General features: G+C 39.6%; 28 protein-coding genes. 9 read left to right on the top strand and 19 right to left on the bottom strand.

Annotation, left to right across the window (positions count from 1 at the left end; translation table 11 throughout):
• From AMD01_RS04670 to mnhG, 3 genes are read left to right on the top strand one after another with little or no spacing between them, the layout of a single operon-like run.
• Positions 1 to 477 (top strand): Na+/H+ antiporter subunit E, encoded by a 477-nt coding sequence (locus AMD01_RS04670; protein WP_053400248.1) that lies wholly within the window; start codon positions 1 to 3, stop codon positions 475 to 477.
• Positions 477 to 761: a Na(+)/H(+) antiporter subunit F1 gene (locus tag AMD01_RS04665; protein ID WP_053400247.1), complete on the top strand. Its 285-nt coding sequence runs from the start codon at positions 477 to 479 to the stop codon at positions 759 to 761. The genes AMD01_RS04670 and AMD01_RS04665 overlap by 1 nt, the downstream gene beginning before the upstream one ends.
• Positions 745 to 1,125 carry a monovalent cation/H(+) antiporter subunit G gene (gene mnhG / locus AMD01_RS04660; protein WP_053400246.1) on the top strand — a complete coding sequence of 127 codons (381 nt, stop codon included), beginning with the start codon at positions 745 to 747 and terminating at the stop codon, positions 1,123 to 1,125. Before AMD01_RS04665 ends, mnhG begins: the two co-directional genes overlap by 17 nt.
• A gap of 37 nt (positions 1,126 to 1,162) precedes the next feature.
• Here the strand turns inward: mnhG and AMD01_RS04655 are convergent, their stop codons facing one another.
• The gene (locus AMD01_RS04655) at positions 1,163 to 2,326 is read right to left on the bottom strand and encodes an iron-containing alcohol dehydrogenase (RefSeq protein WP_053400245.1); all 1,164 of its coding nucleotides are present in this window, start codon (positions 2,324 to 2,326) and stop codon (positions 1,163 to 1,165) included.
• Between the two features lie 166 nt (positions 2,327 to 2,492).
• Between AMD01_RS04655 and AMD01_RS04650 the strand changes: the two genes are divergently transcribed.
• On the top strand, positions 2,493 to 2,723 hold the full coding sequence (locus AMD01_RS04650) for a DUF378 domain-containing protein (RefSeq protein WP_053400244.1): 231 nt from the start codon (positions 2,493 to 2,495) through the stop codon (positions 2,721 to 2,723).
• A 37-nt stretch (positions 2,724 to 2,760) separates the two neighbouring features.
• On the opposite strand, the gene AMD01_RS04645 is transcribed toward AMD01_RS04650, so the two are convergent.
• The 4 genes from AMD01_RS04645 to AMD01_RS04625 all read right to left on the bottom strand — a co-directional run bounded on the left by AMD01_RS04645 (position 2,761) and on the right by AMD01_RS04625 (position 6,998).
• Complete coding sequence (locus AMD01_RS04645; protein ID WP_053400243.1) at positions 2,761 to 3,957, bottom strand: ornithine--oxo-acid transaminase; 1,197 nt, start codon at positions 3,955 to 3,957, stop codon at positions 2,761 to 2,763.
• Positions 3,958 to 4,475: 518 nt separating this feature from the next.
• Entirely contained in the window at positions 4,476 to 4,883 is a 408-nt protein-coding gene (yugI, locus tag AMD01_RS04635) for a S1 domain-containing post-transcriptional regulator GSP13 (protein ID WP_053400241.1), read from the bottom strand.
• A gap of 448 nt (positions 4,884 to 5,331) precedes the next feature.
• A complete protein-coding gene (locus AMD01_RS04630) occupies positions 5,332 to 6,498 on the bottom strand; it encodes an aminotransferase (RefSeq protein ID WP_053400240.1) in 1,167 nt (388 codons plus the stop codon).
• Positions 6,498 to 6,998 (bottom strand): Lrp/AsnC family transcriptional regulator, encoded by a 501-nt coding sequence (locus AMD01_RS04625; RefSeq protein WP_053400239.1) that lies wholly within the window; start codon positions 6,996 to 6,998, stop codon positions 6,498 to 6,500. The genes AMD01_RS04630 and AMD01_RS04625 overlap by 1 nt, the downstream gene beginning before the upstream one ends.
• A gap of 172 nt (positions 6,999 to 7,170) precedes the next feature.
• Between AMD01_RS04625 and AMD01_RS04620 the strand changes: the two genes are divergently transcribed.
• A complete protein-coding gene (locus tag AMD01_RS04620) occupies positions 7,171 to 8,019 on the top strand; it encodes an alpha/beta fold hydrolase (RefSeq protein WP_053400238.1) in 849 nt (282 codons plus the stop codon).
• A gap of 132 nt (positions 8,020 to 8,151) precedes the next feature.
• Positions 8,152 to 9,321, top strand: a complete 1,170-nt coding sequence (locus AMD01_RS04615) for a MalY/PatB family protein (protein ID WP_053400237.1) — start codon at positions 8,152 to 8,154, stop codon at positions 9,319 to 9,321.
• 36 nt (positions 9,322 to 9,357) lie between these two features.
• Here the strand turns inward: AMD01_RS04615 and AMD01_RS04610 are convergent, their stop codons facing one another.
• Positions 9,358 to 9,594: a hypothetical protein gene (locus AMD01_RS04610; protein WP_245638885.1), complete on the bottom strand. Its 237-nt coding sequence runs from the start codon at positions 9,592 to 9,594 to the stop codon at positions 9,358 to 9,360.
• A 177-nt stretch (positions 9,595 to 9,771) separates the two neighbouring features.
• Between AMD01_RS04610 and AMD01_RS04605 the strand changes: the two genes are divergently transcribed.
• The gene (locus tag AMD01_RS04605; RefSeq protein ID WP_053400235.1) at positions 9,772 to 11,487 is read left to right on the top strand and encodes a DUF4855 domain-containing protein; all 1,716 of its coding nucleotides are present in this window, start codon (positions 9,772 to 9,774) and stop codon (positions 11,485 to 11,487) included.
• A 44-nt stretch (positions 11,488 to 11,531) separates the two neighbouring features.
• Here AMD01_RS04605 and kapD read toward each other — a convergent pair whose 3' ends face one another.
• Both kapD and AMD01_RS04595 read right to left on the bottom strand, forming a co-directional pair.
• On the bottom strand, positions 11,532 to 12,155 hold the full coding sequence (gene kapD, locus AMD01_RS04600; protein ID WP_053400234.1) for a 3'-5' exonuclease KapD: 624 nt from the start codon (positions 12,153 to 12,155) through the stop codon (positions 11,532 to 11,534).
• Between the two features lie 217 nt (positions 12,156 to 12,372).
• Positions 12,373 to 12,762, bottom strand: a complete 390-nt coding sequence (locus AMD01_RS04595) for a hotdog fold thioesterase (RefSeq protein WP_053400233.1) — start codon at positions 12,760 to 12,762, stop codon at positions 12,373 to 12,375.
• Positions 12,763 to 12,888: 126 nt separating this feature from the next.
• Here AMD01_RS04595 and AMD01_RS04590 point away from each other — a divergent pair, with 126 nt between their 5' ends.
• Positions 12,889 to 13,257, top strand: coding sequence for a YuzC family spore coat inner layer protein (locus tag AMD01_RS04590; RefSeq protein ID WP_053400232.1), 369 nt, complete (start codon positions 12,889 to 12,891; stop codon positions 13,255 to 13,257).
• Positions 13,258 to 13,346: 89 nt separating this feature from the next.
• On the opposite strand, the gene AMD01_RS04585 is transcribed toward AMD01_RS04590, so the two are convergent.
• The 9 genes from AMD01_RS04585 to AMD01_RS04550 all read right to left on the bottom strand — a co-directional run bounded on the left by AMD01_RS04585 (position 13,347) and on the right by AMD01_RS04550 (position 19,830).
• Complete coding sequence (locus AMD01_RS04585) at positions 13,347 to 13,883, bottom strand: HD domain-containing protein (protein ID WP_053400231.1); 537 nt, start codon at positions 13,881 to 13,883, stop codon at positions 13,347 to 13,349.
• 134 nt (positions 13,884 to 14,017) lie between these two features.
• Positions 14,018 to 14,617: a sulfite oxidase-like oxidoreductase gene (locus tag AMD01_RS04580; protein WP_053400230.1), complete on the bottom strand. Its 600-nt coding sequence runs from the start codon at positions 14,615 to 14,617 to the stop codon at positions 14,018 to 14,020.
• 105 nt (positions 14,618 to 14,722) lie between these two features.
• Complete coding sequence (locus tag AMD01_RS23905) at positions 14,723 to 14,926, bottom strand: hypothetical protein (protein ID WP_157052617.1); 204 nt, start codon at positions 14,924 to 14,926, stop codon at positions 14,723 to 14,725.
• Between the two features lie 168 nt (positions 14,927 to 15,094).
• A complete protein-coding gene (locus tag AMD01_RS04575; protein WP_053400229.1) occupies positions 15,095 to 16,600 on the bottom strand; it encodes a leucyl aminopeptidase in 1,506 nt (501 codons plus the stop codon).
• A gap of 11 nt (positions 16,601 to 16,611) precedes the next feature.
• Positions 16,612 to 16,989, bottom strand: coding sequence for a DUF309 domain-containing protein (locus tag AMD01_RS04570; RefSeq protein WP_053400228.1), 378 nt, complete (start codon positions 16,987 to 16,989; stop codon positions 16,612 to 16,614).
• Between the two features lie 129 nt (positions 16,990 to 17,118).
• Positions 17,119 to 17,757 (bottom strand): 3D domain-containing protein, encoded by a 639-nt coding sequence (locus AMD01_RS04565; protein ID WP_425415112.1) that lies wholly within the window; start codon positions 17,755 to 17,757, stop codon positions 17,119 to 17,121.
• Between the two features lie 138 nt (positions 17,758 to 17,895).
• Entirely contained in the window at positions 17,896 to 18,219 is a 324-nt protein-coding gene (locus AMD01_RS04560) for a YuiB family protein (RefSeq protein ID WP_053400227.1), read from the bottom strand.
• 90 nt (positions 18,220 to 18,309) lie between these two features.
• Positions 18,310 to 18,429 (bottom strand): YuiA family protein, encoded by a 120-nt coding sequence (locus AMD01_RS24425; RefSeq protein ID WP_053400226.1) that lies wholly within the window; start codon positions 18,427 to 18,429, stop codon positions 18,310 to 18,312.
• A 186-nt stretch (positions 18,430 to 18,615) separates the two neighbouring features.
• A complete protein-coding gene (locus tag AMD01_RS04550) occupies positions 18,616 to 19,830 on the bottom strand; it encodes an NAD(P)/FAD-dependent oxidoreductase (RefSeq protein WP_053400225.1) in 1,215 nt (404 codons plus the stop codon).
• A 501-nt stretch (positions 19,831 to 20,331) separates the two neighbouring features.
• Here AMD01_RS04550 and AMD01_RS04545 point away from each other — a divergent pair.
• Entirely contained in the window at positions 20,332 to 21,324 is a 993-nt protein-coding gene (locus AMD01_RS04545) for an NAD(P)/FAD-dependent oxidoreductase (protein WP_053400224.1), read from the top strand.
• 46 nt (positions 21,325 to 21,370) lie between these two features.
• On the opposite strand, the gene AMD01_RS04540 is transcribed toward AMD01_RS04545, so the two are convergent.
• The gene (locus AMD01_RS04540; RefSeq protein ID WP_053400223.1) at positions 21,371 to 23,065 is read right to left on the bottom strand and encodes a glycoside hydrolase family 13 protein; all 1,695 of its coding nucleotides are present in this window, start codon (positions 23,063 to 23,065) and stop codon (positions 21,371 to 21,373) included.
• 62 nt (positions 23,066 to 23,127) lie between these two features.
• Positions 23,128 to 24,105 carry a LacI family DNA-binding transcriptional regulator gene (locus tag AMD01_RS04535; RefSeq protein ID WP_053400222.1) on the bottom strand — a complete coding sequence of 326 codons (978 nt, stop codon included), beginning with the start codon at positions 24,103 to 24,105 and terminating at the stop codon, positions 23,128 to 23,130.
• Positions 24,106 to 24,185: the final 80 nt, after the last annotated feature.

Below are 24,185 nucleotides of genomic sequence, written 5' to 3'. Positions count from 1 at the left end.
ATGGCCTTTCAAATTGTTTTAAATTTTTTAATTGCATTTGTGTGGGTATTCTTAAAAAACACATGGGACGGTCCCACTTTTGTAGGAGGATATATATTAGGGATTATCATTTTATTTTTATTCCGCCGGTTTTTCGATCGACGATTTTACATGGAGAAAGTGTACGCCATCGTTAAACTATTGCTCATTTTTCTGCGAGAGTTGGTAAAAGCAAATATTGATGTGTTAAAAGAAGTATTGCGTCCGAAACTCAATATTAAGCCGTGTATTTTCGCCTTGCCGATCTCTGTAAAAAAAGATTGGGAGATTACGACGCTCGCGAACTTAATTACGCTAACTCCAGGTACACTCGTCATTGATATTTCGGATGATAATTCCATTCTTTACATCCATGCAATTAACATTGAAGATGTAAATGAAGTAATCGACGATATTCACAACACGTTTGAAAAAGCCATTATGGAGGTGAGTCGATAATGTTAGAAACACTTCTACACATTTCCTTAATCATTATCGCAATCGCTACAATGGGACTTGTTTATAGGGTTGTGAAAGGTCCTTCGACTGCTGACCGGGTTATGGCTTTAGATGCGATTGGAATTAACTTAATTGCCATCACCGCCATCATGTGTGTGCTTCTTCGGACGGACGGATTTTTTGAAGTTATTCTTTTACTCGGGGTTATCTCGTTTGTAGGCACAATCGCCTTTTCTAAATTTTTAGAGAAGGGAGAGATTATTGAGCATGATCGAAATCGTTAAATACATCGCTGTTATCATCATTTTAATGGGGGCTCTGCTAAGCCTTGTGACAACGATTGGATTATTCCGCCTACCTGATACGTATACACGCAGTCATGCCGCATCAAAAAGCGCTACGCTCGGTATTATGGCTGTTCTAAGTGGAACTGCTTTGTTCTTTTGGGTAGACAAAGGCTTTTTAAGCGGACGCCTTATTTTAGGCATTATCTTTATCTTCGTCACTTCACCGGTTGCAGGACATTTGATTGCACGAGCGGCTTATAAAACGAACGTCCCTTTATGGGAAAAAACCGTTCATGATGATCTTAAAGGAAAGTACGATGAGCAGGAAAAAGAACGTCGCGGAGAACAATTCGATTCATAAAAAAGACCTGGCCATTGAGCCAGGTCTTTTTCGTTTATTATAGAGATGCTTTTAGAATTGCTAGTACATCTTCTTTGTTTAATTTTTTGAATTGACCAAACTCGCCGTATGCCATTGCTTTATCAGCGATAAGATCTAACTTATCTTCACCGATTTCGTAATCAGCAAGACGAGAAGGTGCTCCTAGGCTTGACCAGAATGCGCTTAGTTTTTCTACGCCTTCTAGTGCTACTTCCTTGTCTGATTTTCCAGCAGGATCCACTTGGAACACACGCTCAGCAATTTGAGCAAAACGAGCTGGGTTTTCTTCTAATGTATGTTTGATCCAGTTAGGGAATAGAATTGCCAAACCACCTGCATGTGGAATGTCATACACAGCTGAAACTGCGTGCTCAATGTTATGAGTTGCCCAGTCTCCGCGTGCTCCCATTGAAAGCATACCGTTTAAGGCAATTGTACCAGAGTATAAAATTGTTTCACGTAGCTCGTAGTTTTCTAAGTCGTTTAGAAGTTTTGGAGCTGTTTCAATCACTGTTTTTAGAACAGATTCACACATACGATCTTGTAACGGTGTGTTTGAAGTATGATGGAAGTATTGTTCAAATACATGGCTCATCATATCAACCATTCCGTATACCGTTTGATCTTTTGGTACTGTGAATGTGTTTTTAGGATCTAGAATTGAAAATTGAGGGAATGTTGCTGGGCTTCCCCAACCGTATTTCTCTTGTGTTTCCCAGTTTGTAATAACAGAACCAGCGTTCATTTCTGAACCAGTTGCAGCAAGTGTTAAAACAGTACCAAATGGTAATGCTTCAGATGCAAATGCTTTTTTCGTAATGATGTCCCATACGTTTCCATCATATTTTGCACCTGCAGCGATTGCTTTTGTACAGTCAATTACGCTACCGCCACCAACAGCTAGTAAAAATTCGATGTTTTCTGTTTTACAGATGTCGATCCCTTTTTGTACTGTTGTTAAACGTGGGTTTGGCTCAACGCCAGCAAGTTCATGAACGTCTGCTTCAGCTTCTTTTAAAACTGCTACAACATCATCGTATAAACCGCTGCGTTTAATGCTTCCTCCACCGTATACTAACAATACTTTTTTTCCGTATTGAGGTAATTGTTCTTTAATTGCAGAAAGTTGATCTTCACCAAAGATTAATTTCGTCGGGTTATAAAAAGTAAAATTATCCATTTAAAATACCTCCTCATTTCGTTCATTTTTCATTATGCCGAAGCGGCTTATCCCTGTAAAGAAAACTGCTTCATCGAAATGTGCTTTGTCCATTTTGGAACAATGTATATTTTGTCCCAAAAACCGCAACCTATTACTGAACCATTTATTTCAAGGAGGTAACCTTATGAGTGGAATTCAACGTGCTGCACTTGTTCTTACTATTATCGGAGCTATTAACTGGGGATTAATTGGATTTTTCCAGTTTGACCTTGTAGCTGCTATCTTTGGTGGGCAAAGCGCAGCGCTTTCTCGCATTATCTACGGCTTGGTTGGAATTGCTGGCTTAGTAAATCTTGGCCTGCTGTTCAAACCGTCTGTAGAAGTGGAACGCACTGAACCAAAAACGACTCACTAAAAACAAAGGGAAATCCGCGATGGATTTCCCTTTGTTTTTATGCCATTAATACTGCTTCAATACGCTCAATTGCCCAATCAAGCTCTTCTTTGGAAATAACAAGAGGTGGAGCAAAACGGATAACCGTATCGTGAGTTTCTTTGCATAACAAGCCTTTTTCTTTTAATTGTTCACAGTACGGACGAGCCTCTTCATAAAGCTCAACGCCAATGAATAATCCTTTGCCACGCACCTCTCTAATCTTTGTGCTTTGAATGCTTGCTAACTTTGACTGCAGGTATTCACCTAATTCAAGAGAGCGAGACACAAGGTGCTCATCCTCAATTACTTCTAACGAAGCAAGCGAGACCGCACAAGCAAGCGGATTTCCACCAAACGTAGAACCGTGGGATCCAGGATTAAATACCCCTAAAATATCGTTATTTGCAACTACACAAGAGATTGGGAACACGCCTCCACCTAACGCTTTTCCTAAAATTAAGACATCCGGTGTAATTCCTTCCCATTCATAAGCAAACATTTTACCCGTTCTTGCAAGTCCCACCTGAATTTCATCCGCTACAAATAAAACGTTGTTTTCCTTGCATACATCATATGCTGCCTTTAAGAACCCTTCAGGAGGAAGAACAATCCCTGCTTCACCTTGAATTGGTTCAATTAAAAAGCCAGCCGTATTTGGTGTAATCGCTTCTTTTAGCGCATTCAAATCCCCGTACGGAATTAACTTAATACCCGGAAGCATAGGTCCAAAACCGCGTTGATATTCTTCATCAGAAGAAAGCGAAACCGCCGTCATTGTGCGACCGTGGAAATTCCCCACACAGGCAATAACCTCTGCTTGATTTGTCGGTATGCCTTTCACATCATATCCCCAGCGGCGAACAGCCTTCACCGCAGTCTCAACTGCTTCAGCCCCCGTGTTCATCGGAAGCGCCATATTTTTACCTGTTAACGTACATACCTTCTCATACCAAGGCCCAAGCTGATCATTATGAAATGCGCGTGACGTAAGCGTCACGCGATCCGCCTGATCCTTTAACGCCTGAATAATCTTCGGATGACGATGCCCTTGGTTCACTGCTGAATAGGCACTCAGCATATCCATATACTTATTCCCCTCAGGATCTTCCACCCATACCCCTTCCGCCTTTGAAACAACAATTGGAAGAGGATGATAATTGTGAGCCCCGTATTTTTCTGTTTGTTCAATAATTGAATTCGTGAAAGTATTCATCGTATCTCCCCTTTAATATATAAGTTCAACGAAATTAGCGAACATCTCTACCTAAACAAGCGGCCCACTACACCTAATCGGGTGTTCTAAAAAGTGCTCCGCAAATGGAAAACAGTCTTCTACAAGAGGCTGCATAAACAGAAAAGCGCTCTACACAAGAAATGCTCCCAAACAAACGCTACACCAGACCCCAAAGCACTCACCCAAAAAGGTCTGCATAAGCGTAAGGGGGCAACCCGCAAGGGAGGCCCCCTTACGCTTATGCTTTTCTAGGTTCCCCCTACCAGCCTCACAGGTAGGGGGAACCTAGAAAATATGGATCCTAAATTATATATTGACCCAATTTTCGAAAAATGTAAAGATGGCGCTTTCATTAAACAAAATCAACGATGAATAAACTTGCAGAGATGGATATATAATAGAGTTTTTACAGAGAGGTTTGATCTATTTAAGAAGGTAAATGTGCATAAAAACAAAAAGCAATTGATAAAAAATTTTATCAATTGCTTTTTAAGGTATTATTTTTTAATTAGATCTTCGCGGTTTGATTGCTCAATCCACTCTTCTAATTTTTCTTTTAATGTGTTGAAACCTTGAGGAGTTTCAGCTTGAGGCTGTTGAACAGTACCTTGGCGCTTTTTAGCTGGTTTAGCTTTTGCTGCAGGTTTTTCAGTTTCTGCCGGTGCTTCTTGAGTAGCACGGATAGATAAGCTGATTTTACCTTTTGCTTCGTCCAAAGCTAATACTTTTACTTCTACTTCGTCGCCCACTTTTAGGTGCTCGTTAATATCTTTAACGAAACCATGAGTTACTTCAGAAATATGCACTAATCCTTGAGTTTCTTCGTCTAAAGCAACAAATGCACCATAAGGTTGGATGCCTGTTACTTTACCTTTTACAACGCTACCTACTTCATATTTAGACATATAAACACTCCTAATTGTTTTTTCTCTTTACAAGCAATTTTAAATTATAACACATTTTCGATCTATAATCAAAAACAGGTCTATGTCTCTCGTTATTATTTGCTGTTTGCTGGTAAATTATTAAATACATCCTTATTATAACAGTAAACGTATCATTTCATTAGAACTAATTTTACTTTTGATGTATTTTTTATGAATTGCCTTTAACTAGCTTACATGAAACTTCCTGATAAATCTATACCTATTTCATCCAGCCTTAAAATCTCTACTCAATAAGGGGGAAAATTCTCCTTATAAAATAGGTTTAGAGATCAAGAAAGCTGGCTATAATTTAGTATATGAAGCTTTCTCATATTCCCCCCCTTTTTTCTGTTGAAGCAGGTTCTCCGACCTGCTTCTTTTTTTGTGTTGATCGCCCAAAAAAGCAGGCAAAAAATCTCTTGCCTACTTACGCATGTTGCATTTGGTGCATAAAGTTCGCGATTCGTCTTACTGCTTCCTGTAACGATTCCATAGAAGATGCATAAGAACAGCGTACATACCCTTCTCCGCTTTCCCCAAAAACATTTCCAGGTACAACGGCTACTCGTTCTTTTAAAAGGAGCTGTTCAGCAAACTCTTCAGATGACATGCCCGTTTTTCGAATCGACGGAAATACATAAAAGGCCCCACCAGGAACGTGACAATCTAGCCCCATTTCATTTAGGGACTGCACCATATAATTGCGCCTTCTGCGATAGCTCTTTCTCATATCTACCACATCTTGCTCACCGTTTTGGAGCGCCTCAACCGCACCGTACTGAGCCATTGCAGGAGCACACATCATCGCGTACTGATGAACTTTCAGCATTGCTTCAATGAGATCAGGATGACCACATACATAACCTAAACGCCATCCGGTCATGGCAAATCCTTTAGAGAATCCTGAAATAACGATCGTGCGGTCTTTCATATCTGGAAGAGATGCGATGGATGTGAATGACCCGTCATACGTTAGCTCCGCATAAATTTCATCGGATAAAACAAGCAGATCGTGCTTCAAGATGATGGCTGTGAGTGCCTCTAACTCTTCCTTCTCAAGCAAACTACCGGTTGGATTGTTCGGTGAACATAGTAAAATCGCTTTTGTTCTCGGTGTAATTGCTGCCTCTAGCTGTTCAGCTGTTAACTTAAAACCGTTTTCCTGTGTTGTTTGTACAGCAATTGGCGTCCCACCAGCTAGCGTGACAAGCGGTGCATACGATACAAAGCTCGGTTCTACGATAATGACTTCATCACCCTCGTCAATTACGGCACGAAAAGCAATATCAAGTGCTTGACTAGCACCGACTGTGACAATGATTTGATTATGAGCATCATAACTAAGCTGAAATTTCCTTTTCATATATTTTTGAATTTCTTCTCTTAACGTTAATAAGCCCGCATTTGCTGTATAAGACGTATAACCTTTTTCGAGTGACAGAATGGACGCTTCCCGAACTGCCCATGAGGTCACAAAATCTGGCTCCCCCACTCCTAGCGAGATAACCCCTTCCATCCCAGCCGCCAAATCAAAAAAACGTCTAATGCCTGAAGGCTTTAACTGCCGAACAGTTGAGGAAAGATATGATTTCATCATGGTGACACCACGATGCGATGATCTTCATCATCCTGCTCGTATACTGTTCCATCATGCTTATATTTTTTCATAATAAAATGTGTCGTTGTAGAAATCACGGAATCAATAGTCGAAAGCTTTCCTGATACAAATTGGGCAACCTCTGACATTGAATGCCCCTCAATAATAACAGACAAATCGTACGCACCTGACATTAAGTAGACGGATCGCACTTCAGGAAAACGATAAATTCGCTCCGCTACTTCGTCAAAACCAACCCCTCTTTTGGGCGTTACTTTTACATCAATCATGGCCGTTACGCCTTCATGGCCATCTACTTTTCGCCAGTTAATTGCAGATGAATAGTCGACAATAATTTTTTCCTTTTCTAATTTTTCAATGATCGACTTTGTTTCTTCAGGCGTGAGTGCAATCATTTTCGCTAACACATCTGTCTGAATACGGCTGTCTTTTTCAATTATCTCAAGAACTTCAATCTCTTTCTCCGTCAAGATCATCGTGGTTATTCCCCTTTTTATTTAACTTATTTTTATTTTCTCATAACAATACCACCTATTATAGCAAAGGACACTTCTCTTACCAAGAAGGTTTTGGCAATGATTTATCGAGCAGGATAGGTGACCTCATAATGGTTAAACTAACCGCAAAAAGGTAGTTGGAGTGAAGGATATGAATGCACATGCACAACAGAAATCAACTATGATAAATCTAAACGGAATTGATGTTTATTATGAATTCCATCAGCCTGATCCATTGAAACCCGTTATTGTACTCATCCATGGGTTTTTATCCTCTAGCTTTAGCTTCAGACGATTAATTCCCTATCTCGAAAAGGAGTTTTCTGTTTTGACTGTGGATTTACCTCCATTCGGTAAAAGCGGGAAAAATCTTTCTTTTCGCTATTCTTACCAAAACCTAGCAGACCTTGTTATTTCACTACTTGAAACGTTAAAAGTAGACAAGGCTTTTTTGGTAGGGCATTCGATGGGTGGACAAATCACACTCAACATTGCGAAACGACGTCCCGATATCGCCTCAAAAATTGTTCTTTTATGCAGCTCTGGCTATATAGACAGATTTCATTATTCACTAATTTACTCGTCTTACTTTCCATATTTTCATTTATGGTTAAAGGCATGGCTTGCGAAAACAGGTGTGTTAGGCAGTCTTAAAAATGTCGTGTACAATCACGCTTTAATTGATGAGGATATGGTGCAAGGATACTCAACACCATTTGTAGATAACCAAATTTTCAAAGCGTTAACCAAAATGATTCGTGATCGTGAAGGCGATCTCTCCTCGACAATGCTGCAACAAATTATGACCCCTAGTCTTCTTATTTGGGGTGAAGAGGACAGAGTCGTACCAATTAATGTGGGGAGACGAATGCATCAAGATTTAAAGGACGCAACGTTTGTATCATTCAAAGACACCGGCCATCTTCTTCCTGAAGAATGCCCTGACAGCATCTATCAACAGATCACGAATTTTATTTTTCCATCTAAAGGCAGGATGTAATAGGATTTGAGAACCGATTACGTTTCATCGAAGGGAATGGCTGCCCACAAGCTTCATTCATGCAAAGTATCTGCCTCTCTTGGTATAGTAGTAACAATAGATTTCATTACAAAAAGGATGAGGTGTTGAAAATTGAACAAGCATTTATTTGACGAATCCATTAATCGCTTTAATACCCAATCAACCAAATGGGATAATATCCAAACGGTGTTTGGCTCAGATGACCTCTTGCCGATGTGGGTGGCTGATATGGATTTCAAGGCTCCTCAAGAAGTGATTGACGCCGTCAGCAATCGTGTCGAGCATGGTATTTTTGGATATACACATCCGAATGATCATACACACAAAGCCATTCAACGATGGATGTCAGCGAGACACGGGTGGGACATCGAGCCGAGTTGGCTCACGTACAGTCCGGGCGTTGTATTCGCGATTAGCATGGCAGTTCAAGCTTTTACAAATGAACAGGATAAAGTCTTAATTCAAACCCCTGTTTATCCTCCTTTTTTCAACATGGTCAAGCTTAATAATCGTACGCTTATTGAAAACCCTCTTCTTCTATCAGAAGGTCGCTATGAAATGGATTTTGACGATTTGGAGGCGAAGCTCTCTAATGGTGTAAAGATGATGATCTTGTGCAGTCCTCATAATCCAATCGGAAGAGTGTGGACAAAAGAAGAGTTAACGAAGGTTGCTGAACTTTGTCAGCGATATGATGTGCTTATTTTATCTGATGAGATTCACTCAGATATCATTTTTGGAGATCATGTTCATACACCCATTGCTTCTCTGAGCGATGAAATTAGTGACCGTACTATTACGTGTATGGCCCCTAGTAAAACGTTTAATTTAGCTGGTTTTCAAGCTTCCTCTATTATTATTTCGAATACTGAGCTTCGCCAGAAATATACAGAAATGCAGCATAAACAAGGTTTTTTCTCTTTAAATGCGTTAGGTATTACAGCAATTGAGGCAGCTTATACTCACGGAGAACCATGGCTGAAATCTTTATTAAATTACCTTGAGCAAAATGTGAGCGAGGTAGAATCATTTATACACAAAGAGCTTCCTTCACTTTCCGTTATCAAGGCAGAAGGAACGTATCTCCTATGGATTGATTGTCGGTCACTTAATCTGACAGATGAGGATTTGCAGAAGCTTTTCGTGCAAAAAGGAAAAGTAGGCGTAGAGCCCGGCGGAAAATACGGTGAAGAAGGAAGAGGCTTTATCCGTTTGAACATCGGCTGTCCACGCTCCACACTCATGGAAGGATTGAATCGCATAAAAATCGCTTTATCCTAAAAAAGAAGCTAGCTTTGGTGACTAAAGCTAGCTTTTCTAGTTCTTGTCATTCTTTTTCAAAAGAGCTTCTTCTAGCTTTTTCGCTTTTAACGCTTCCTTTTTGGACACGTTTATAATCCATCTCATCGTAATTAAAGCCCCTATTAAAAAGATGAAGCACGTAATCGCCGCAGGAATATATTCTGACTTGTCTTCTGGAAAGTACAAAAAAAGTTGTAAAACGAATGATTCCATCTTCTCACTCATCCCCTCGTATTTCAGACTTCTAACCATTCATCCTTACACTGCACAAACCTCTGTCACCTTCTTCTCTATCTTACCGAAAAAAAAGAGGGATTGCCTAGAAAAATTACTTCATATTGGAATTTACCAACCGATCTTATAGAGGGTTACTTCGACTTGAAAACATGTTTTCCTGTTAGAAGAAAACTAGATGAAGGGAGAAAACAGATGAAAAAAGCTCTACCACTTGTTCTCGCATTCCTACTCGTATGCTTTGCGAGCACTCCTGCTCACGCTGCATTTACGGATGTACCGAACGATCACTGGGCAAAAAATGAAATTGAATTTTTAACAAAAAAGAATATTATTAAAGGTTATGACAACGGACGATTCGGCCCTCGTGACTACATTACGCGGAAACAAGCGGTAATTATGATGATACGCGCCTTAAAGCTGAATGTGTCCAATCGACCGAAGCCTCACTTTAAAGACGTATCTCCTACGCAAAACGGATACAAAGAAATTGCAACGGCCGTTGATGAAGGATGGTTTCTAAAAGGAAGTTCATTTTACCCTGATCGTCCGTTAACGCGCGAAGAAATGGCACGTTGCTTAGCAAAAGCCTATCAGTTAACAAACAAAGGGGCGTCATCATTTAAAGATGTGTCGACGAGCAGTCCATATTATTCTGATATTATGGCGTTAGTTAGCAATGATATCACCTCAGGATATACAAAAACGACGTTTGGCCCAAAAGACCCTGTAAACCGTGCACAATTTGCTGTTTTTATGTCTCGTATTTACAGTAAACCTCTAACGTATATTGTAAAACGTGGCAGTACAGCCGTTAAAACCTTTGATTCAAAGGAGGATGCGATCGAATTTGCCTTAACATCAAACGATTTAACGGTTCATCCCGTCAGCAATACCGTCAATACATATCCAGATCAATTCTTAGGGACCAATAGCGCTAAAATTAACAACGGAGTCCTTATTTACAACGGATTTGAAAATCAAAAAAGCTTTGATGCGGACTTTTTTACGCCTTACATTTCGTACGTAAAGAATCAAAAGCCTGTTGACTCACTCTTCGATACATTTATTGTGTTAGGAAGAACGTATTCACAAACAGGAAGCTTTCAGCAAACAATTAATAGTACTGGTAATGATGCGAACTACGCTGAATGGAAATGGTATATGGACCGTACGTTTAGTGGAAGTGGCGTCGTTCCAAACTTAAATCAATCAGCGTCAATGAATCCTGTTGCAAAAAAAGTAAACGTGTACCTTTCTATTCCTTATCCAAAGTACCGTGGTCAATTTGTTGATCTAGCTGGAAAAAAAGTGCCTGTCACAGCCGCAAGTCGTTATCAGCTTGTAAATTGGTATGTGAATGAAACGATGAAAAAGTTCCAAGCTGGTGGATATAAAAATGTAGAGCTTTCCGGCTTCTACTGGTTAAATGAAACGGTCATCAATCCTGAAGATCAAGAGCTTGTCAAAAAGACCAGCGCGCTATTAAAATCAAAAGGAAAACAGCTTATTTATTCTCCACATTCTCGCAGCACAAACTTTGAGCACTGGCAGGAATACGGATTTAGCGGTGCTTACTTACAAAGTAATGCGTTTAAAGTGAAAACGTCGTTAAAAGATGTTCAAAAACAGCTTCATTCTGGCTATCTCGAAGCTTTGACCTACGGATCTGGTATTAATCTAGAAATCGATGATGTCTCACTTAGTAACGATATTCAAGATCGCATTACGAAGTTTGATGAATACCTCCGCCTCGGTCGGTTGTATCATCTGCCAGGCAAAAGCGTGATTATGTATCAAGGAACGGAAATGATTTACCGCTTAGGAACCTATCATTCTAAGTACGGCGAGCGATATGCTAACTTTCAGAAGGCTTACGATGATTTATATGCATTTTTGAAAAACAAATAGATCTTCCATCATAAAAGCCAAATCAATAACGTTTGATTTGGCTTTTATAATGCAAATTTATTGAGTACTTTTGAAAAGTCGATGCGGTCACCGATGGTCGTAGGGGCATGAGGAGATAAGTAGCGTTTGTCATTTTCAACCAATTTAAAGATGTTAAGAGTCGTGATGGCATCGTCAAGAGCACAGTGGTGCTTTCCGGTCCCTTCTTTTCCATATTCCTGTACGGCTTTCCATAATCCTGTTTGGTTTTGATCGCCGAAGAAACGTTTGTATTCCATTGATAAATCTAGCATTCTCCCTTTGAATGGAAATGATAAATTTGCTTTTTGACACGTATGTCGGAGTACTTTCATATCCATATTTCCCCATGTAATGATGGTAGTAGGATAATCTTTTTCATACGAGTGTAAAATATTCACTAAGGACTCTAATGTAATGCCGTGATCCACCTGATGTTGTTGAATGCTGAGGAAAGATTTACATCGTTCTGTTAGAATGGGGAATTTGATCGGTTGAACATGCGAAGAAAACGTGCTGTTAATTTCGTTATTTACCATTGAAGCCAAGCCGATTTCAATAATTTCAGGATAAAACCCTTTTGGATATCCCTTTGTTTCCGGCATAGTAAATTCAAAATCTAAAAATAAATATTGATGGTTTTGCTCCACTATTATCCACTCCTTCCTGTGACCGCTCTGTTTATTTTTTATTATTATAGCATGTAAATAATGGTTACACGCTTACTTTTTAAAATAGAGTTTCTATTCTTATTTTTTGCTTTTTTCTGTTTCTCTTAATCTACTCTATTCAAATTTCAGCGTTGTGCGCATTATGATAGCCCAATTCTTTCAACTTTTTGCTATCGTTTTTCATTTATAAACTCTTTCAACTAGAACGCTTTTGAATAACAGCTAGTGTACACCGTGAGACACAGATTAACTTTTCATCTTCATCGAAAATTTTCACTTCCCATACAACCGTTGTACGTCCTTTATGTAGTGGCGTGCCAATCGCCTTTACGATACCGTCTTTTTTTCCACGAATGTGGTTGGCATTGATTTCAAGACCTACACATACTTCACGTTCTGGATCCACACAGTGAAGACCACCGATGCTCGCCACCGTTTCAGCCAATGCCACAGAGGCACCACCGTGCAACAAACCAAAAGGCTGTCTCGTGCGCTCGTCCACAGGCATCGTAGCCTCTACCTTTTCGCTAGATGCAGACAAAATTTCAATACCAAGTGCTTCAATTAAAGTTCCGTTTGTGTTCATACATTCTCCCTCTTCCTCATAGTTTTTAAAACAATCGCTTCTCAGAGCCTTCGATGATGTTAAAGGTATGTAAGACATTCTCTATACATATATATTACATATAAACGAATGTAGGAGGGAAATTATTTGAATTATTATCCAACTTTTTATCCGTCCTACCCTTACCCTTACCTTTACCCACACTATGCACAGCGATCTCCGTCCTATCCCCCTGTTAATACGCAGCAATTTCAGGTATCCACACAGCACCAGCTCGAACTTTTACAGGATGCTTCTCTACTCGCTAACAAACTCATTAAATCGCCTGCTTTATTAAAACAAATTAAAGAAGCCGCACAAGAATCAAAGATCGCAACCGTCAAGTCGCTGCTGGAAAAAACGGGGGTCAAGTCGCATTTAGATGTCGTATACAATCCTGATAGCATACGCATTCTCCTGTCAAATAAAGATCCTAAAATAGACTATGGACACCTTGCAATGGCGATACAATGGTAAAACATAAAAAACACATTTCCTGTTTACAAGAAATGTGTTTTTTACTCACTGTATATATACATTAGAAAGCTCCTAGTATTCATAGTATATTACCCTAACTGGCGAAATGGCTCAGTATTTAAGAATTCAGCTACTTTCTCATCAAGTTCTTGAATTTTCTTGAGTGCCAATTGGTCGTCCATCTCACGATAATGATGATTACCTCCCGGCTCTTCATCCGCTTCGTCTGCAAGTCGGACTACCTTCTGCAGCGGACGCTGATGTAGCTCTCCGTCGGGTAAATACGAATCAGTATGGAGCAATATCGCAAGCGCAATTTCTTTCGCAGCCTGTGGATTTTCACCTAAACGAATGAGCAGCTTATGTGCACGCTCTGCACCTTTTATCGCATGAATATCGTTCTTTTTATACTTTTCATAATCCCATTTTCCATCGGTATACCATTCGTAGTGACCAATGTCATGCAAAAGCGCTGCCTTTGTCGCTAGATCTGGATTCACCTGATGCTGAACGGCTAAACGAAAAGCATGATAAGAAACCGCCACTGCATGTGCGACTCCGGAGCGTTTCAAGTATTTTTGTGCAATGGGATGTTCAAAAATTTGTGTTAGTGTAATTTCTCTCAATGTTCATCCCTCCATGATAATATTTCATTACAACATAACATATTTAAAAAGTGAAAACAACTAGGACGTTATAAGATGTGACATCCTCTATAGACGTACTTTTCTCCCTAGTTGTCTGCTTTGACAGGCTTTTTTCAATCCCAGCTAAACCGCTGTTCTTCCCATGGATTTCCGTAGTTATGATAGCCGTTTTGCTCCCAAAATCCTGGCTGGTCCTCTTTTACAAATTCGATTTCTCTAATCCATTTTGCGCTTTTCCAAAAATACAAATGAGGCACGACAATACGAAATGGATATCCGTGCTTTGGCGTTAACGGCTTTCCATCATGGGAATGCGCAAGCAGCGTCGTCGCACGTAAAAAATCCTCAACTGGCAAATTAGTCGTCCAGTTCTCTTCTGCATGAAGAATGACAAAACGTGCTTCTGGCTTTACATTCACTTTCTTTGCAACGTCCTGCACTGAAATACCCATCCACCCGTTATCAAGGCGAGACCAGCCTGTAACACAGTGAATATCATTCGTTGCACTCACATCATCAAACTCTCTTAAATCATTGTATGAAAAAGTAAGAGGATTCTCTACTAATCCTGACACCTTTAGGTTCCAATTTGATAAATCTTCCTTATACTTTGGAACCGAGCCGTGATGAAGAATCGGAAATTTCTTGGTTACATGCTGATTTGGTGGAACTCGATCATTTTCTTGTTTCTGTTTTATTCGTCCGAAAAACATATTGTCCACACTCCTTTTGTCTATTCTATGTTTTTTCTTATCATCATACACATATTATGCTTCGGATCAACATCTCGTTGAGAACAAAAAAGACAAAGCGACAGACTATGCGACTGAAAAAGTCCTTAAAGGATTGCGTTCATAACGAAGTCGGTTGATTTCCACTCCAGGTTGCTTCGCTTTCCGCGGGGCGTGCGGTTGAGCCTCCTCGCTGCTCTGCGGGGTCTCACCTGCCACGCTAATCCCGCAGGAGTCTCGCACCTTCTGTTCCAAACAACCTAGAGCGACTGCATCAGATAGAATAGCCAAGTTTCCATTTTGAAAGGAACTTGGCCGTTTTTTGCTTGATAATGAAAAAAAAGCTGGATCCATTCCAAAGAACGGAATGGATCCAGCTTTTTTGTCTTACGTTCTACTGATCATTTAAAAAATCCGAAGTTTTTCAGTGGCCTCGCGACAGACGCTTTGTCCTTTACCTTATTTTTCGTTCATTTCAAATACTTCCACAAAAGAAGCAAGCGTACGAACCATCACACCTGTTGCTCCTGCTGGGCCTAAAGCATGAGGTGAGGAAACAGTAGCTGTTCCTGCAATATCAAGATGAACCCAAGGTGTGCCATCCGTAAATTCACCAATAAACGTTCCTGCCATAATCGCATGGCCTTCACGTCCAGGTGAATTGTTCAAATCCGCTACTTGGCTGTTTCGAACACGCTTTTTGTCTCGCTCTGTGATCGGCAATTGCCATACCGTTTCACCAGCTTCATGGCTTGCTTCAAGAAGCTGTTCGTACAGCGCCTCATTATTCGTCATAGCCCCCGTTGTATCTGTTCCAAGAGCTACGATAACACCGCCGGTTAAAGTCGCTACATCCACTAAATAATTAGCACCGTGATGCTTTGCATATGTTACGGCATCAGCTAGCGCCAGTCGACCTTCCGCATCCGTGTTTAACACTTCAATCGTTTTTCCATTCATTGCTGTGATTACATCATCCGGCTTAAAAGCGTCACCGCTAATCATGTTATCAGTAGACGGAATAACAGCAATTACATTTTGGTCAGGACGAAGTTCTCCAATGACCTCCATTGCACCCAGTACAGCTGCAGCTCCGCCCATATCAGTTTTCATTCCGACGATGCCGTCTTTTGGCTTTAATGAATAGCCACCTGTATCAAAGGTAATTCCTTTTCCGACGAGGCCAATCACATCTGTCCATTCATCTTTTCCTTGGTACTTTAATACAATCATTTTAGGTGGTTCTGTTGATCCTTTGTTTACCGCTAGGAAAGCACCCATTCCGAGCTTTTCCATCTCTTCTTTTTCTAAAATTTCGTAGTCAAAGTTATACTTCTTAGCCAAGTCTACTGCATAATTGGCCAAGTCCGTTGCTGTTAGCATATTACCAGGCAGATTCACTAACGTACGTGCCGAGTTTGTCGCTTGGCCGTACACATAACCTACTTTTAGAGAAGCAAGCGTTTCGGCCTGGTCATCTTCTGTAATAACCGAAACGGCTTCAATATGCTTTTCAGGTTCATTTGATTTTTTCTTATAATCTGCAAATTGGTACGTAGAAAGTGGTAGTGTTTCTCCCACTGCATAGGCTACATCTTGAGCAGAAATGTAATCCGCACAAAATGTATCGATGGCAACCGTGATTTTTTCAAGTTTGGATGCCTTAATCGACTTGAATAAGTGCCCAAGTGATTCACGAAGTCGATCTAGCGTAAGAACATCTTTTTTCCCTAGCCCAACAAAAAATAAGCGCTTTGCTCCTACTTGTTGAAACGTATGTATTTTGGAAATCTGATTATGCTTAACGCCGATATCTCCTTCACGAATAAGCTCCATAATTTGATCTTGAAGCTTTTCATTAAGCTCCCCAATAATTCCATCTAAACGATGGTTTTGATTAAAGATTCCGACAACTAATGCTTCCGTCTCATGCTGCGCGTCGTACGTGTTATGTACTGAAAACATACAAAATCCCCCTATTCCTCTAAAAATAAAAATATCGTTGGCAAAGTAGGCAACCAATCGACTTCATCAAACGGAACTTTATCCACTTCGTCTGGAAAAAGCGTTAAACATTCTTGGATGTACATCAACAATTCCTCGATGTCTATTCCCCAGTTTTTAGGGCGATACGCATTCAAATAAAAAATGGCTGCTTTCATCATAATGCGAGCCCCTTTTACGTTTCCATAACTATAATGATAAAGTGCTACCGTAAACTGAAGTAATCCTTTTAGAAAAAGATTTGATTTATCAACCATCCACATCTCTTCTAAAAGATCATGACACGTATAGTAGTCACCTTCGTTAAACTTAATAAAAAACAAATAGTACTCCTCTGGATATAGGGACATTGATTTCCCTCCTAGAAGCCAATAATACGTTCCATTCCATCATATCAGATTTCAATCGTCTCATATAGCTTTCACGCCTCTAACATGAAAATAAGGCAAGCCGCAGCCTGCCTTATTCTCATTATTTTATTACTCATAGTACTGTCTAAATACTTGCATGGATTTATCTTCATTCAACAAGACGAGTTCTTGTTCCGTTAATGTTCCACTGCCTTTTTTAACAATATAAACATCTAACTCTTTCTTCCCCCACTTGTTGTAAACGTCATCAACCGTTTCATAATATAAATCCAAATGATCGCCTTTGATGGCACCACCCTTATCAGCGACTACACCGTACCCATATCCTGGAATAAATAAAATCGTTCCAATCGGAAAAATACGAAGATCCGCTGCAATCGTAGAAAATAAATCGCGTTTTACTTTGACTCCTGAGTAAGTAATGCCATATTCGGGGTGACCGGGATTCTTCCCTGTTGATTCGATACCAGCCGTATAGCCTGTTGCAACGACCTTATGTACAGGATAATGAGATTTTGCAAACTTTTGCTCTAATGTTGGCTTGTGAATTTCTAGCGTTGCTAATTGAGTATGCGGATGAACTGTATCCATTCCTCTATCATGATAAAGAACCACTCCTTGTTTATAAAGAGAACGTATTAAATCACTGATAGGTACTCCTGAAATTGCCTGATAGGTGGTGAGCAGGGCTGCTATTACTAATACGAGAATACTGAACCGTCTTAACATAATGGTTATCGTTGACACTGTTCCACTCCTCTCACGAATTTATTTCTTTCCATCCGAGAGAGAAATTATGCATTTCATGACCGTTTTAACCTTCTTGTACAAAAGGAATAAACGTTGTCAAAAAAAAGACGGTGCACATCGTGTGACACCATCTTTTTAAAACATCCGATAACCACTGGCTCGAAGCATCCTGATGACAACTCCAGCTGCAATCGCACCTAAAAATCCAGAAATGAGAATGGATATGTCAGCTACTTGAAGAGAAAGAATTTTATGCCCAAGCTGTGAAAATGATTGAGCTGGCTTTCGGAAATATTCAATCACTTTTATATTATCTACGATACAAATGAAAACAATTGGATAAATGATCGCCATAATCCACGACATACGAAGCAGCATGTTCAGCAAAAAGCCAATTCCGAAAAATAGAACAAAAAATAATAAAATGGAAATCAATAATACCGGTATCCCCACACCTATTCCCTCCCAGACACTGTCAAATTAAGTGTACTGAAAGGTGAAAGCGCAGTCAATCGTGAAAAAGGAATAATTTAGAATAGAAAGAAATCTTTACTTCTGTTCTCCTTTTCCGTGACAATTCACACACGTTTCGGTACCACCTAAAATTAAATGAACGTATCCTCTTCCTTCACATAGTGAACATTGTTGGATGGCCGTATTCTTTTTCATGATTCATTCCCCTTTCTTGTATCTGAATTTTCTGATAATAATATCAAATAAGAAACGACTTGGGAAGAGGTTACGCAAAAATTTAAAAATTTTCACTTGGTTCTATTCACCAGTTGTTCACAAAACATCAAAACAAAAAGGAGAATCACCGAAGTGACTCTCCTTTTGACACCATTCTTCTATTTATTAAAAGAAGTTAAATTTACCTTTTTTCATTACAAGTCCAGCTCCACCTTGCATGAATAAAGAACGGTTGTCGATTACTTTTTTCATGAATGAAGCGCTTGTTCCGAATAATTTCTTACCAAATACCATACCAATTGCATCGTCATGACCAAGTGAACATACAGTACCTTTTAGGTCTGGTTTGAACTCTTGAAGTTCACCTTGACCACGTACAAGTACAGAGATGTTATGTGCACATGTTGGTCCTTGTTGCATTGCAACTTGTGCAGTTGGTGGATATGGACGATCGATTTCTGGGTTGATTACTAATGAGCAATCTCCCACTACGAATACGTTGTCAAGACCTGGAGCACGTAGTTGTGGATCAACTTTTACACGAGCACGCATGTTTTCGATACCTGCTTTTTCAATTAGGTAGCTTCCGCGTACACCTGCTGCCCATACAACTGTGCCAGCTTTGATTTCTTCGATTTGATCATCTTTTGCAACGATGATTCCTTCTTCTGTACATTCTTTAATAGCTGTACCAATTTTGAATTCTACGCCTTTACGCTCTAATTGTGTCACAGCGTATTCAACTAATTCTGGATCAAATCCAGGAAGAGCTGTTGGGGCTGCCTCAACACAGATTACGCGTACTTTTTCACGTGGAATATCATATTCTTTACATAATTGAGGAACGCGGTTTGCTAATTCAGCAACAAACTCAATTCCTGTGAATCCTGCGCCACCTACTACCATTGTAAGAAGCTCATCACGTTTTTCAGGCTCGTTGTTATATGTTGCAAATACAAAATCAATGTGTTCACGGATTAAACGAGCAGAGTTGATGTTAGCGATAGAGAAAGCATGTTCTTTAAGTCCTTTAATACCGAACGTTTCAGACTCATATCCTAGAGCTACTACTAAGTAGTCATATTCAAGCTCACCGTTTTCTAAAATAACACGTTGCTCTTCAAGCTTAATGTCTGTTACTGTATCTTGAACGAATTTCGTTTTGTTTGTGTTAATCGTGTTTGTAATTTTGAAACGAGCACGGTCATGATGAATTGTACCAGCAGATACCTCATGTAACCATGTTGATTCATAGTGATAATCATTTTTGTTTACGAGCGTTACTTCAGCCTCGTTAACTCCAAGTTTTTTTTGTAAGTTAAGAGCTGTCATCATACCGCCGTAACCAGCACCAAGGATTACGATTTTAGGCTTTCTCATTTTGATGTCATCCACCTTTTCCAATAATAATTTGTATAAAGCAATAAAATTTATAAAAATGAATTTAAAAGTGCAAACACAAGTGTTTTTTGTTAGTGTGAGCTACAAGATGTTTTCCTATCCACTTTTGTCACCTTCATATCTAGGTAAAAAGTTTGTGAATTCCTTCACGTATCAAGACGGAAAAATACATACTTTTGTTAAGAAATTGTCATGAATTATTAACAAATACACCCATCAACAATCATCATAGTCCTTTTTTGGTTGTTTTTCAAGTGTATTTGACTGATTTATTAGGTTAAAAATATTCCGCCTTTTTATGGGGAATTTAAAATGCAGTGTGTGTTGCATTTTCTACGGTTTCATGATAAAAATTATAAATATTCAAATTTTTTAATCTTTTTACGATGATATAAACGGAACAATAGGCTTTTTTTCCAAGTAGGTTATGCTATCATAAAAAAGCCAATCATGATATACATAAATATAGAGGTGATTAATGTGAAAGAAGATAAAAAGGTTTATGACATTACGATTATCGGTGGAGGCCCAACTGGACTTTTCACAGCATTTTATGGAGGTATGAGACAAGCAAGTGTGAAGCTAATTGAAAGCTTGCCACAGCTTGGCGGACAATTGTCTGCCCTATACCCTGAAAAATACATTTATGATGTAGCTGGTTTCCCAAAAATCCGTGCTCAAGAGCTTGTAAACAACCTAAAAGAGCAAATGGCACAGTTCGATCCAACAATTGTGCTTGAGCAAGCGGTTGAAAAGCTTGAAAAGCAAGCGGACGGTGTGTTCAAATTAACGACAAACAGCGAAGTTCATTATACAAAAACAATCATTATTACAGCTGGTAACGGAGCGTTCCAACCACGCAAACTAGAATTAGAGTCTGCTACACAATATGAGAGTAAAAACCTTCATTATTTTGTTGACGACATGAATAAATTTAAAGACAGAAAAGTTGTTATTTTCGGAGGAGGAGATTCCGCGGTCGATTGGGCACTTATGTTAGAGCCAGTCGCTGAGAAAGTAACACTTGTCCACCGCCGTGATAAATTCCGTGCCCACGAACATAGCGTTGAGCAACTGATGAATTCAAAAGTTGAAATTAAAACACCTTACGTACCGTCTGAACTTGTTGGTGAAGATGACATCAAACAAGTTATTCTTGAAAAAGTAAAAGGTGAAGAAAAAGAGATTATCGATGTTGATGATGTGATCGTAAACTACGGTTTCGTTTCATCTCTTGGGCCAATTAAAGAGTGGGAGCTTGACATCGAGAAAAATTCAATTGTTGTAAACTCAAAGCAAGAAACAAACATCCCAGGCATTTATGCTGCTGGTGATATTTGTACGTACGACGGAAAAGTGAAGCTAATCGTTGCTGGTTTTGGCGAAGGTCCAACAGCTGTTAACAACGCAAAAAGCTATATGGATCCAAAAGCAAGAGTACAACCTCTTCATAGTACATCTTTATTTAATTAATTTAAAAGAAGAACGAGGCTATTTTCTCGTTCTTCTTTTTTTATGTTTATTTCAGTTTGTATACACGTGCTTCGTACGGCTTAAGCCCTAGCTGTTCAATCGATGCGTCGACATCTACAGGATAATTTGAAATCAGCACTTCTTTTTTTGAATATGAAATACTACTTGGCAACATAAACGTTTTTTCATCTCCTGTGAAGTTTAGCAGCACTAACAGCTTTTCGTCTCCAAGCGTACGTGTATAAACATACAGTTCTTCATCATCAGGAAGTAACAGCTCGTATGACCCATAAACGATAATATCATGCTGTTTTCTTAGCTGAATGAGCTCGCGATAATAATGATAAATGGAATTTTCATCGAGAACGGCCTGTTTTGCATTAATATACTGATAGTTCTCATTCACTGCTAGCCACGGCGTACCTGTTGTAAATCCAGCATTTTCACTGTCATCCCACTGAATCGGGGTACGGGCATTATCTCGACCTTTTACATAAATCGAATTCATCACCTTCTGTTCATCTGCATGACCTTCGACTACTTTTTCGCGATACATATTTAACGTCTCGATGTCTTTGTAATCGTTGATTGAATCAAGCTTGATGTTGGTCATTCCAAGCTCTTCACCTTGATAAATATACGGTGTGCCTTGAAGCATATGAAGCATGGTAGCAAGCATTTTAGCTGATTCTACGCGGTACTTCTGATCATTCCCAAATCGTGAGACCATTCGAGGCTGATCGTGGTTGTTTAAATACAGGCTGTTCCACCCTTTTCCGTCTAGCCCTGTTTGCCATTTCGATAGGGAGTTTTTAAGATCTGTTAATTTTAGAGGACGTAAATCCCACTTTCCTTCTGGCCCTCCATCTAAATCCATATGTTCGAACTGAAACACCATACTAACTTCCTGTCGCTCTTCTCCTGTATAAAGAACGGCTTCCTCCACCGTAACGCCTGGCATCTCTCCAACGGTTAGTACGTCGTATTGTGAGAGCACTTTTTCATTCATTTCTTGTAAAAATTCATGAATACGCGGACCGTCCATGAAAAACTCTCCGCCCGGTGCGTACTTTTTGCCATGTGGGTTTGGGGCATCTGGTAGCCCAGGTGCTTTCGAAATGAAGTTAATAACATCCATTCGGAACCCATCGATCCCTTTATCAAGCCAAAACTTCATCATCCGATAGACTTCTTCACGAAGCTTTGGATTTTCCCAATTCAAATCAGGCTGTTTACGGCTGAATAAGTGAAGATAATATTCTTCCGTATTTTCATCATACTCCCACGCAGAGCCGCTAAACACAGACTCCCAGTTATTTGGTTCTTTCCCATCTTTTCCTGGCTTCCAATAATAATAATCTCGGTACGGATTATCAACTGATTTTTTTGACTCCTGAAACCACTGATGCTCATCTGAAGAATGATTCACAACTAAATCCATAATTAGCTTCATTTCTCGCTGATGGATTTGGTCAATTAATTCTTCCCAGTCCTCCATCGTACCAAAGTCACTCATGATGCTTTGATAGTCACTAATATCGTATCCGTTATCATCATTTGGGGATTGATATACAGGTGAAAGCCAAATGACATCGATTCCTAATTCTTTTAAGTAATCAAGCTTTTGTGTTATCCCTTGCAGATCTCCAATTCCATCCCCATTTGAATCGTTGAAGCTGCGCGGATATATTTGATAAACGACGCTTTCCTTCCACCACGTTTTGCTTGTTGTTTTCTCCATTTTTTTCTACCCCTTTGTTTTATTTTTTCGTAAACGTTTACGTAATGTTCAAAAAAAAGATGTTACTTCACCGTTTCTCGCTCAATAATTTTATGTTGCAGTACAACGTTAGAAGTTGGCCGCTTTTTAAGTAGCATTTCAGCTGCTGAACGTCCCATTTCGTAGAGAGGCTGTCCTACGGTTGTAAGGGGGGGAATTGCTTTTTCAGCGGCGGACGTATTGTCGTATCCTACTACTGCTATTTGATCGGGTACTCGTATATTCTTTTTATATAAATACGAGAGTGCACCTACAGCCATTTCATCGCTCGCACAAAACACGGCCGTTACCTCAGGATATTTCTCGATCAATTCTTCCATACCCGTAATGCCCGTTTCAAACGCAAAATCGCCGTACACGATGGCAGGTTCATCATCGATCCCTTCATCAAGAAGCGCTTTTTTAAAGCCTTCCACACGTGGAGATGTTGCGATTAAATCGCCTTCTGTTCCTGCGATCATCCCAATGCTTCGATGTCCTTTATTTAATAAATAGTTCACGGCATCATAAGAAGCTTCAAAATCATTTACCTTTACGTAAGGGAGCGGGTAATCAGATTTCGTTGATACAAGGACAACGGGAATACTCATGCGAGAAATGACCTCGTAGTATTCTTCCTTCATCCATTCACTTACAAATAAAATACCGTCCACTTGTTTCTCTCTCAGCATTTGCAAATATTTTAGCGTTCTCTCTCCGCTTTTATCTGTTTTGCAGATTACGACACTATAGTCCATTTCGTGAGCGATATCTTCAATTCCAGCAAGCACGTCTGCTGCAAATAAGTTTGATACGTTTGGCAACAAAACACCTATTGTTTTTGTTTTCTTATTAATCAATCCTCTAGCGATTGCGTTTGGCTGATACCCCAGGTCATTGATAATCCCTAGCACCTTTTTTTTCGTATCTTCGGAGTAGCCGGGCAAGTTGTTTAACACACGTGACACCGTCGCCACTGATACATTTGCCTGTCTCGCTACGTCCTTAATCGTAATCGACATATTTCACCATCCATTTAGTAAACGTTTTCCTTCTCGTATTTTACCACACAATTAAAACGCTTACAATTTTATTATGTATT

Source organism: Priestia koreensis (genome assembly GCF_001274935.1).
Lineage (GTDB): Bacteria > Bacillota > Bacilli > Bacillales > Bacillaceae_H > Bacillus_AG > Bacillus_AG koreensis.
This window is presented reverse-complemented; position numbering and strand designations above follow the sequence as displayed.

Bases quoted from the DNA above. Each gene is read 5' to 3' on its own strand.
- AMD01_RS04670 (WP_053400248.1), top strand. From the start codon at position 1: ATGGCCTTTCAAATTGTTTTAAATTTTTTAATTGCATTTGTGTGGGTA.
- AMD01_RS04665 (WP_053400247.1), top strand. From the start codon at position 477: ATGTTAGAAACACTTCTACACATTTCCTTAATCATTATCGCAATCGCT.
- mnhG (WP_053400246.1), top strand. From the start codon at position 745: ATGATCGAAATCGTTAAATACATCGCTGTTATCATCATTTTAATGGGG.
- AMD01_RS04655 (WP_053400245.1), bottom strand. From the start codon at position 2,326: ATGGATAATTTTACTTTTTATAACCCGACGAAATTAATCTTTGGTGAA.
- AMD01_RS04650 (WP_053400244.1), top strand. From the start codon at position 2,493: ATGAGTGGAATTCAACGTGCTGCACTTGTTCTTACTATTATCGGAGCT.
- AMD01_RS04645 (WP_053400243.1), bottom strand. From the start codon at position 3,957: ATGAATACTTTCACGAATTCAATTATTGAACAAACAGAAAAATACGGG.
- yugI (WP_053400241.1), bottom strand. From the start codon at position 4,883: ATGTCTAAATATGAAGTAGGTAGCGTTGTAAAAGGTAAAGTAACAGGC.
- AMD01_RS04630 (WP_053400240.1), bottom strand. From the start codon at position 6,498: ATGAAATCATATCTTTCCTCAACTGTTCGGCAGTTAAAGCCTTCAGGC.
- AMD01_RS04625 (WP_053400239.1), bottom strand. From the start codon at position 6,998: ATGATCTTGACGGAGAAAGAGATTGAAGTTCTTGAGATAATTGAAAAA.
- AMD01_RS04620 (WP_053400238.1), top strand. From the start codon at position 7,171: ATGAATGCACATGCACAACAGAAATCAACTATGATAAATCTAAACGGA.
- AMD01_RS04610 (WP_245638885.1), bottom strand. From the start codon at position 9,594: ATGGTTAGAAGTCTGAAATACGAGGGGATGAGTGAGAAGATGGAATCA.
- AMD01_RS04605 (WP_053400235.1), top strand. From the start codon at position 9,772: ATGAAAAAAGCTCTACCACTTGTTCTCGCATTCCTACTCGTATGCTTT.
- AMD01_RS04595 (WP_053400233.1), bottom strand. From the start codon at position 12,762: ATGAACACAAACGGAACTTTAATTGAAGCACTTGGTATTGAAATTTTG.
- AMD01_RS04580 (WP_053400230.1), bottom strand. From the start codon at position 14,617: ATGTTTTTCGGACGAATAAAACAGAAACAAGAAAATGATCGAGTTCCA.
- AMD01_RS04575 (WP_053400229.1), bottom strand. From the start codon at position 16,600: ATGTTTTCAGTACATAACACGTACGACGCGCAGCATGAGACGGAAGCA.
- AMD01_RS04570 (WP_053400228.1), bottom strand. From the start codon at position 16,989: ATGTCCCTATATCCAGAGGAGTACTATTTGTTTTTTATTAAGTTTAAC.
- AMD01_RS24425 (WP_053400226.1), bottom strand. From the start codon at position 18,429: ATGAAAAAGAATACGGCCATCCAACAATGTTCACTATGTGAAGGAAGA.
- AMD01_RS04550 (WP_053400225.1), bottom strand. From the start codon at position 19,830: ATGAGAAAGCCTAAAATCGTAATCCTTGGTGCTGGTTACGGCGGTATG.
- AMD01_RS04540 (WP_053400223.1), bottom strand. From the start codon at position 23,065: ATGGAGAAAACAACAAGCAAAACGTGGTGGAAGGAAAGCGTCGTTTAT.
- AMD01_RS04535 (WP_053400222.1), bottom strand. From the start codon at position 24,105: ATGTCGATTACGATTAAGGACGTAGCGAGACAGGCAAATGTATCAGTG.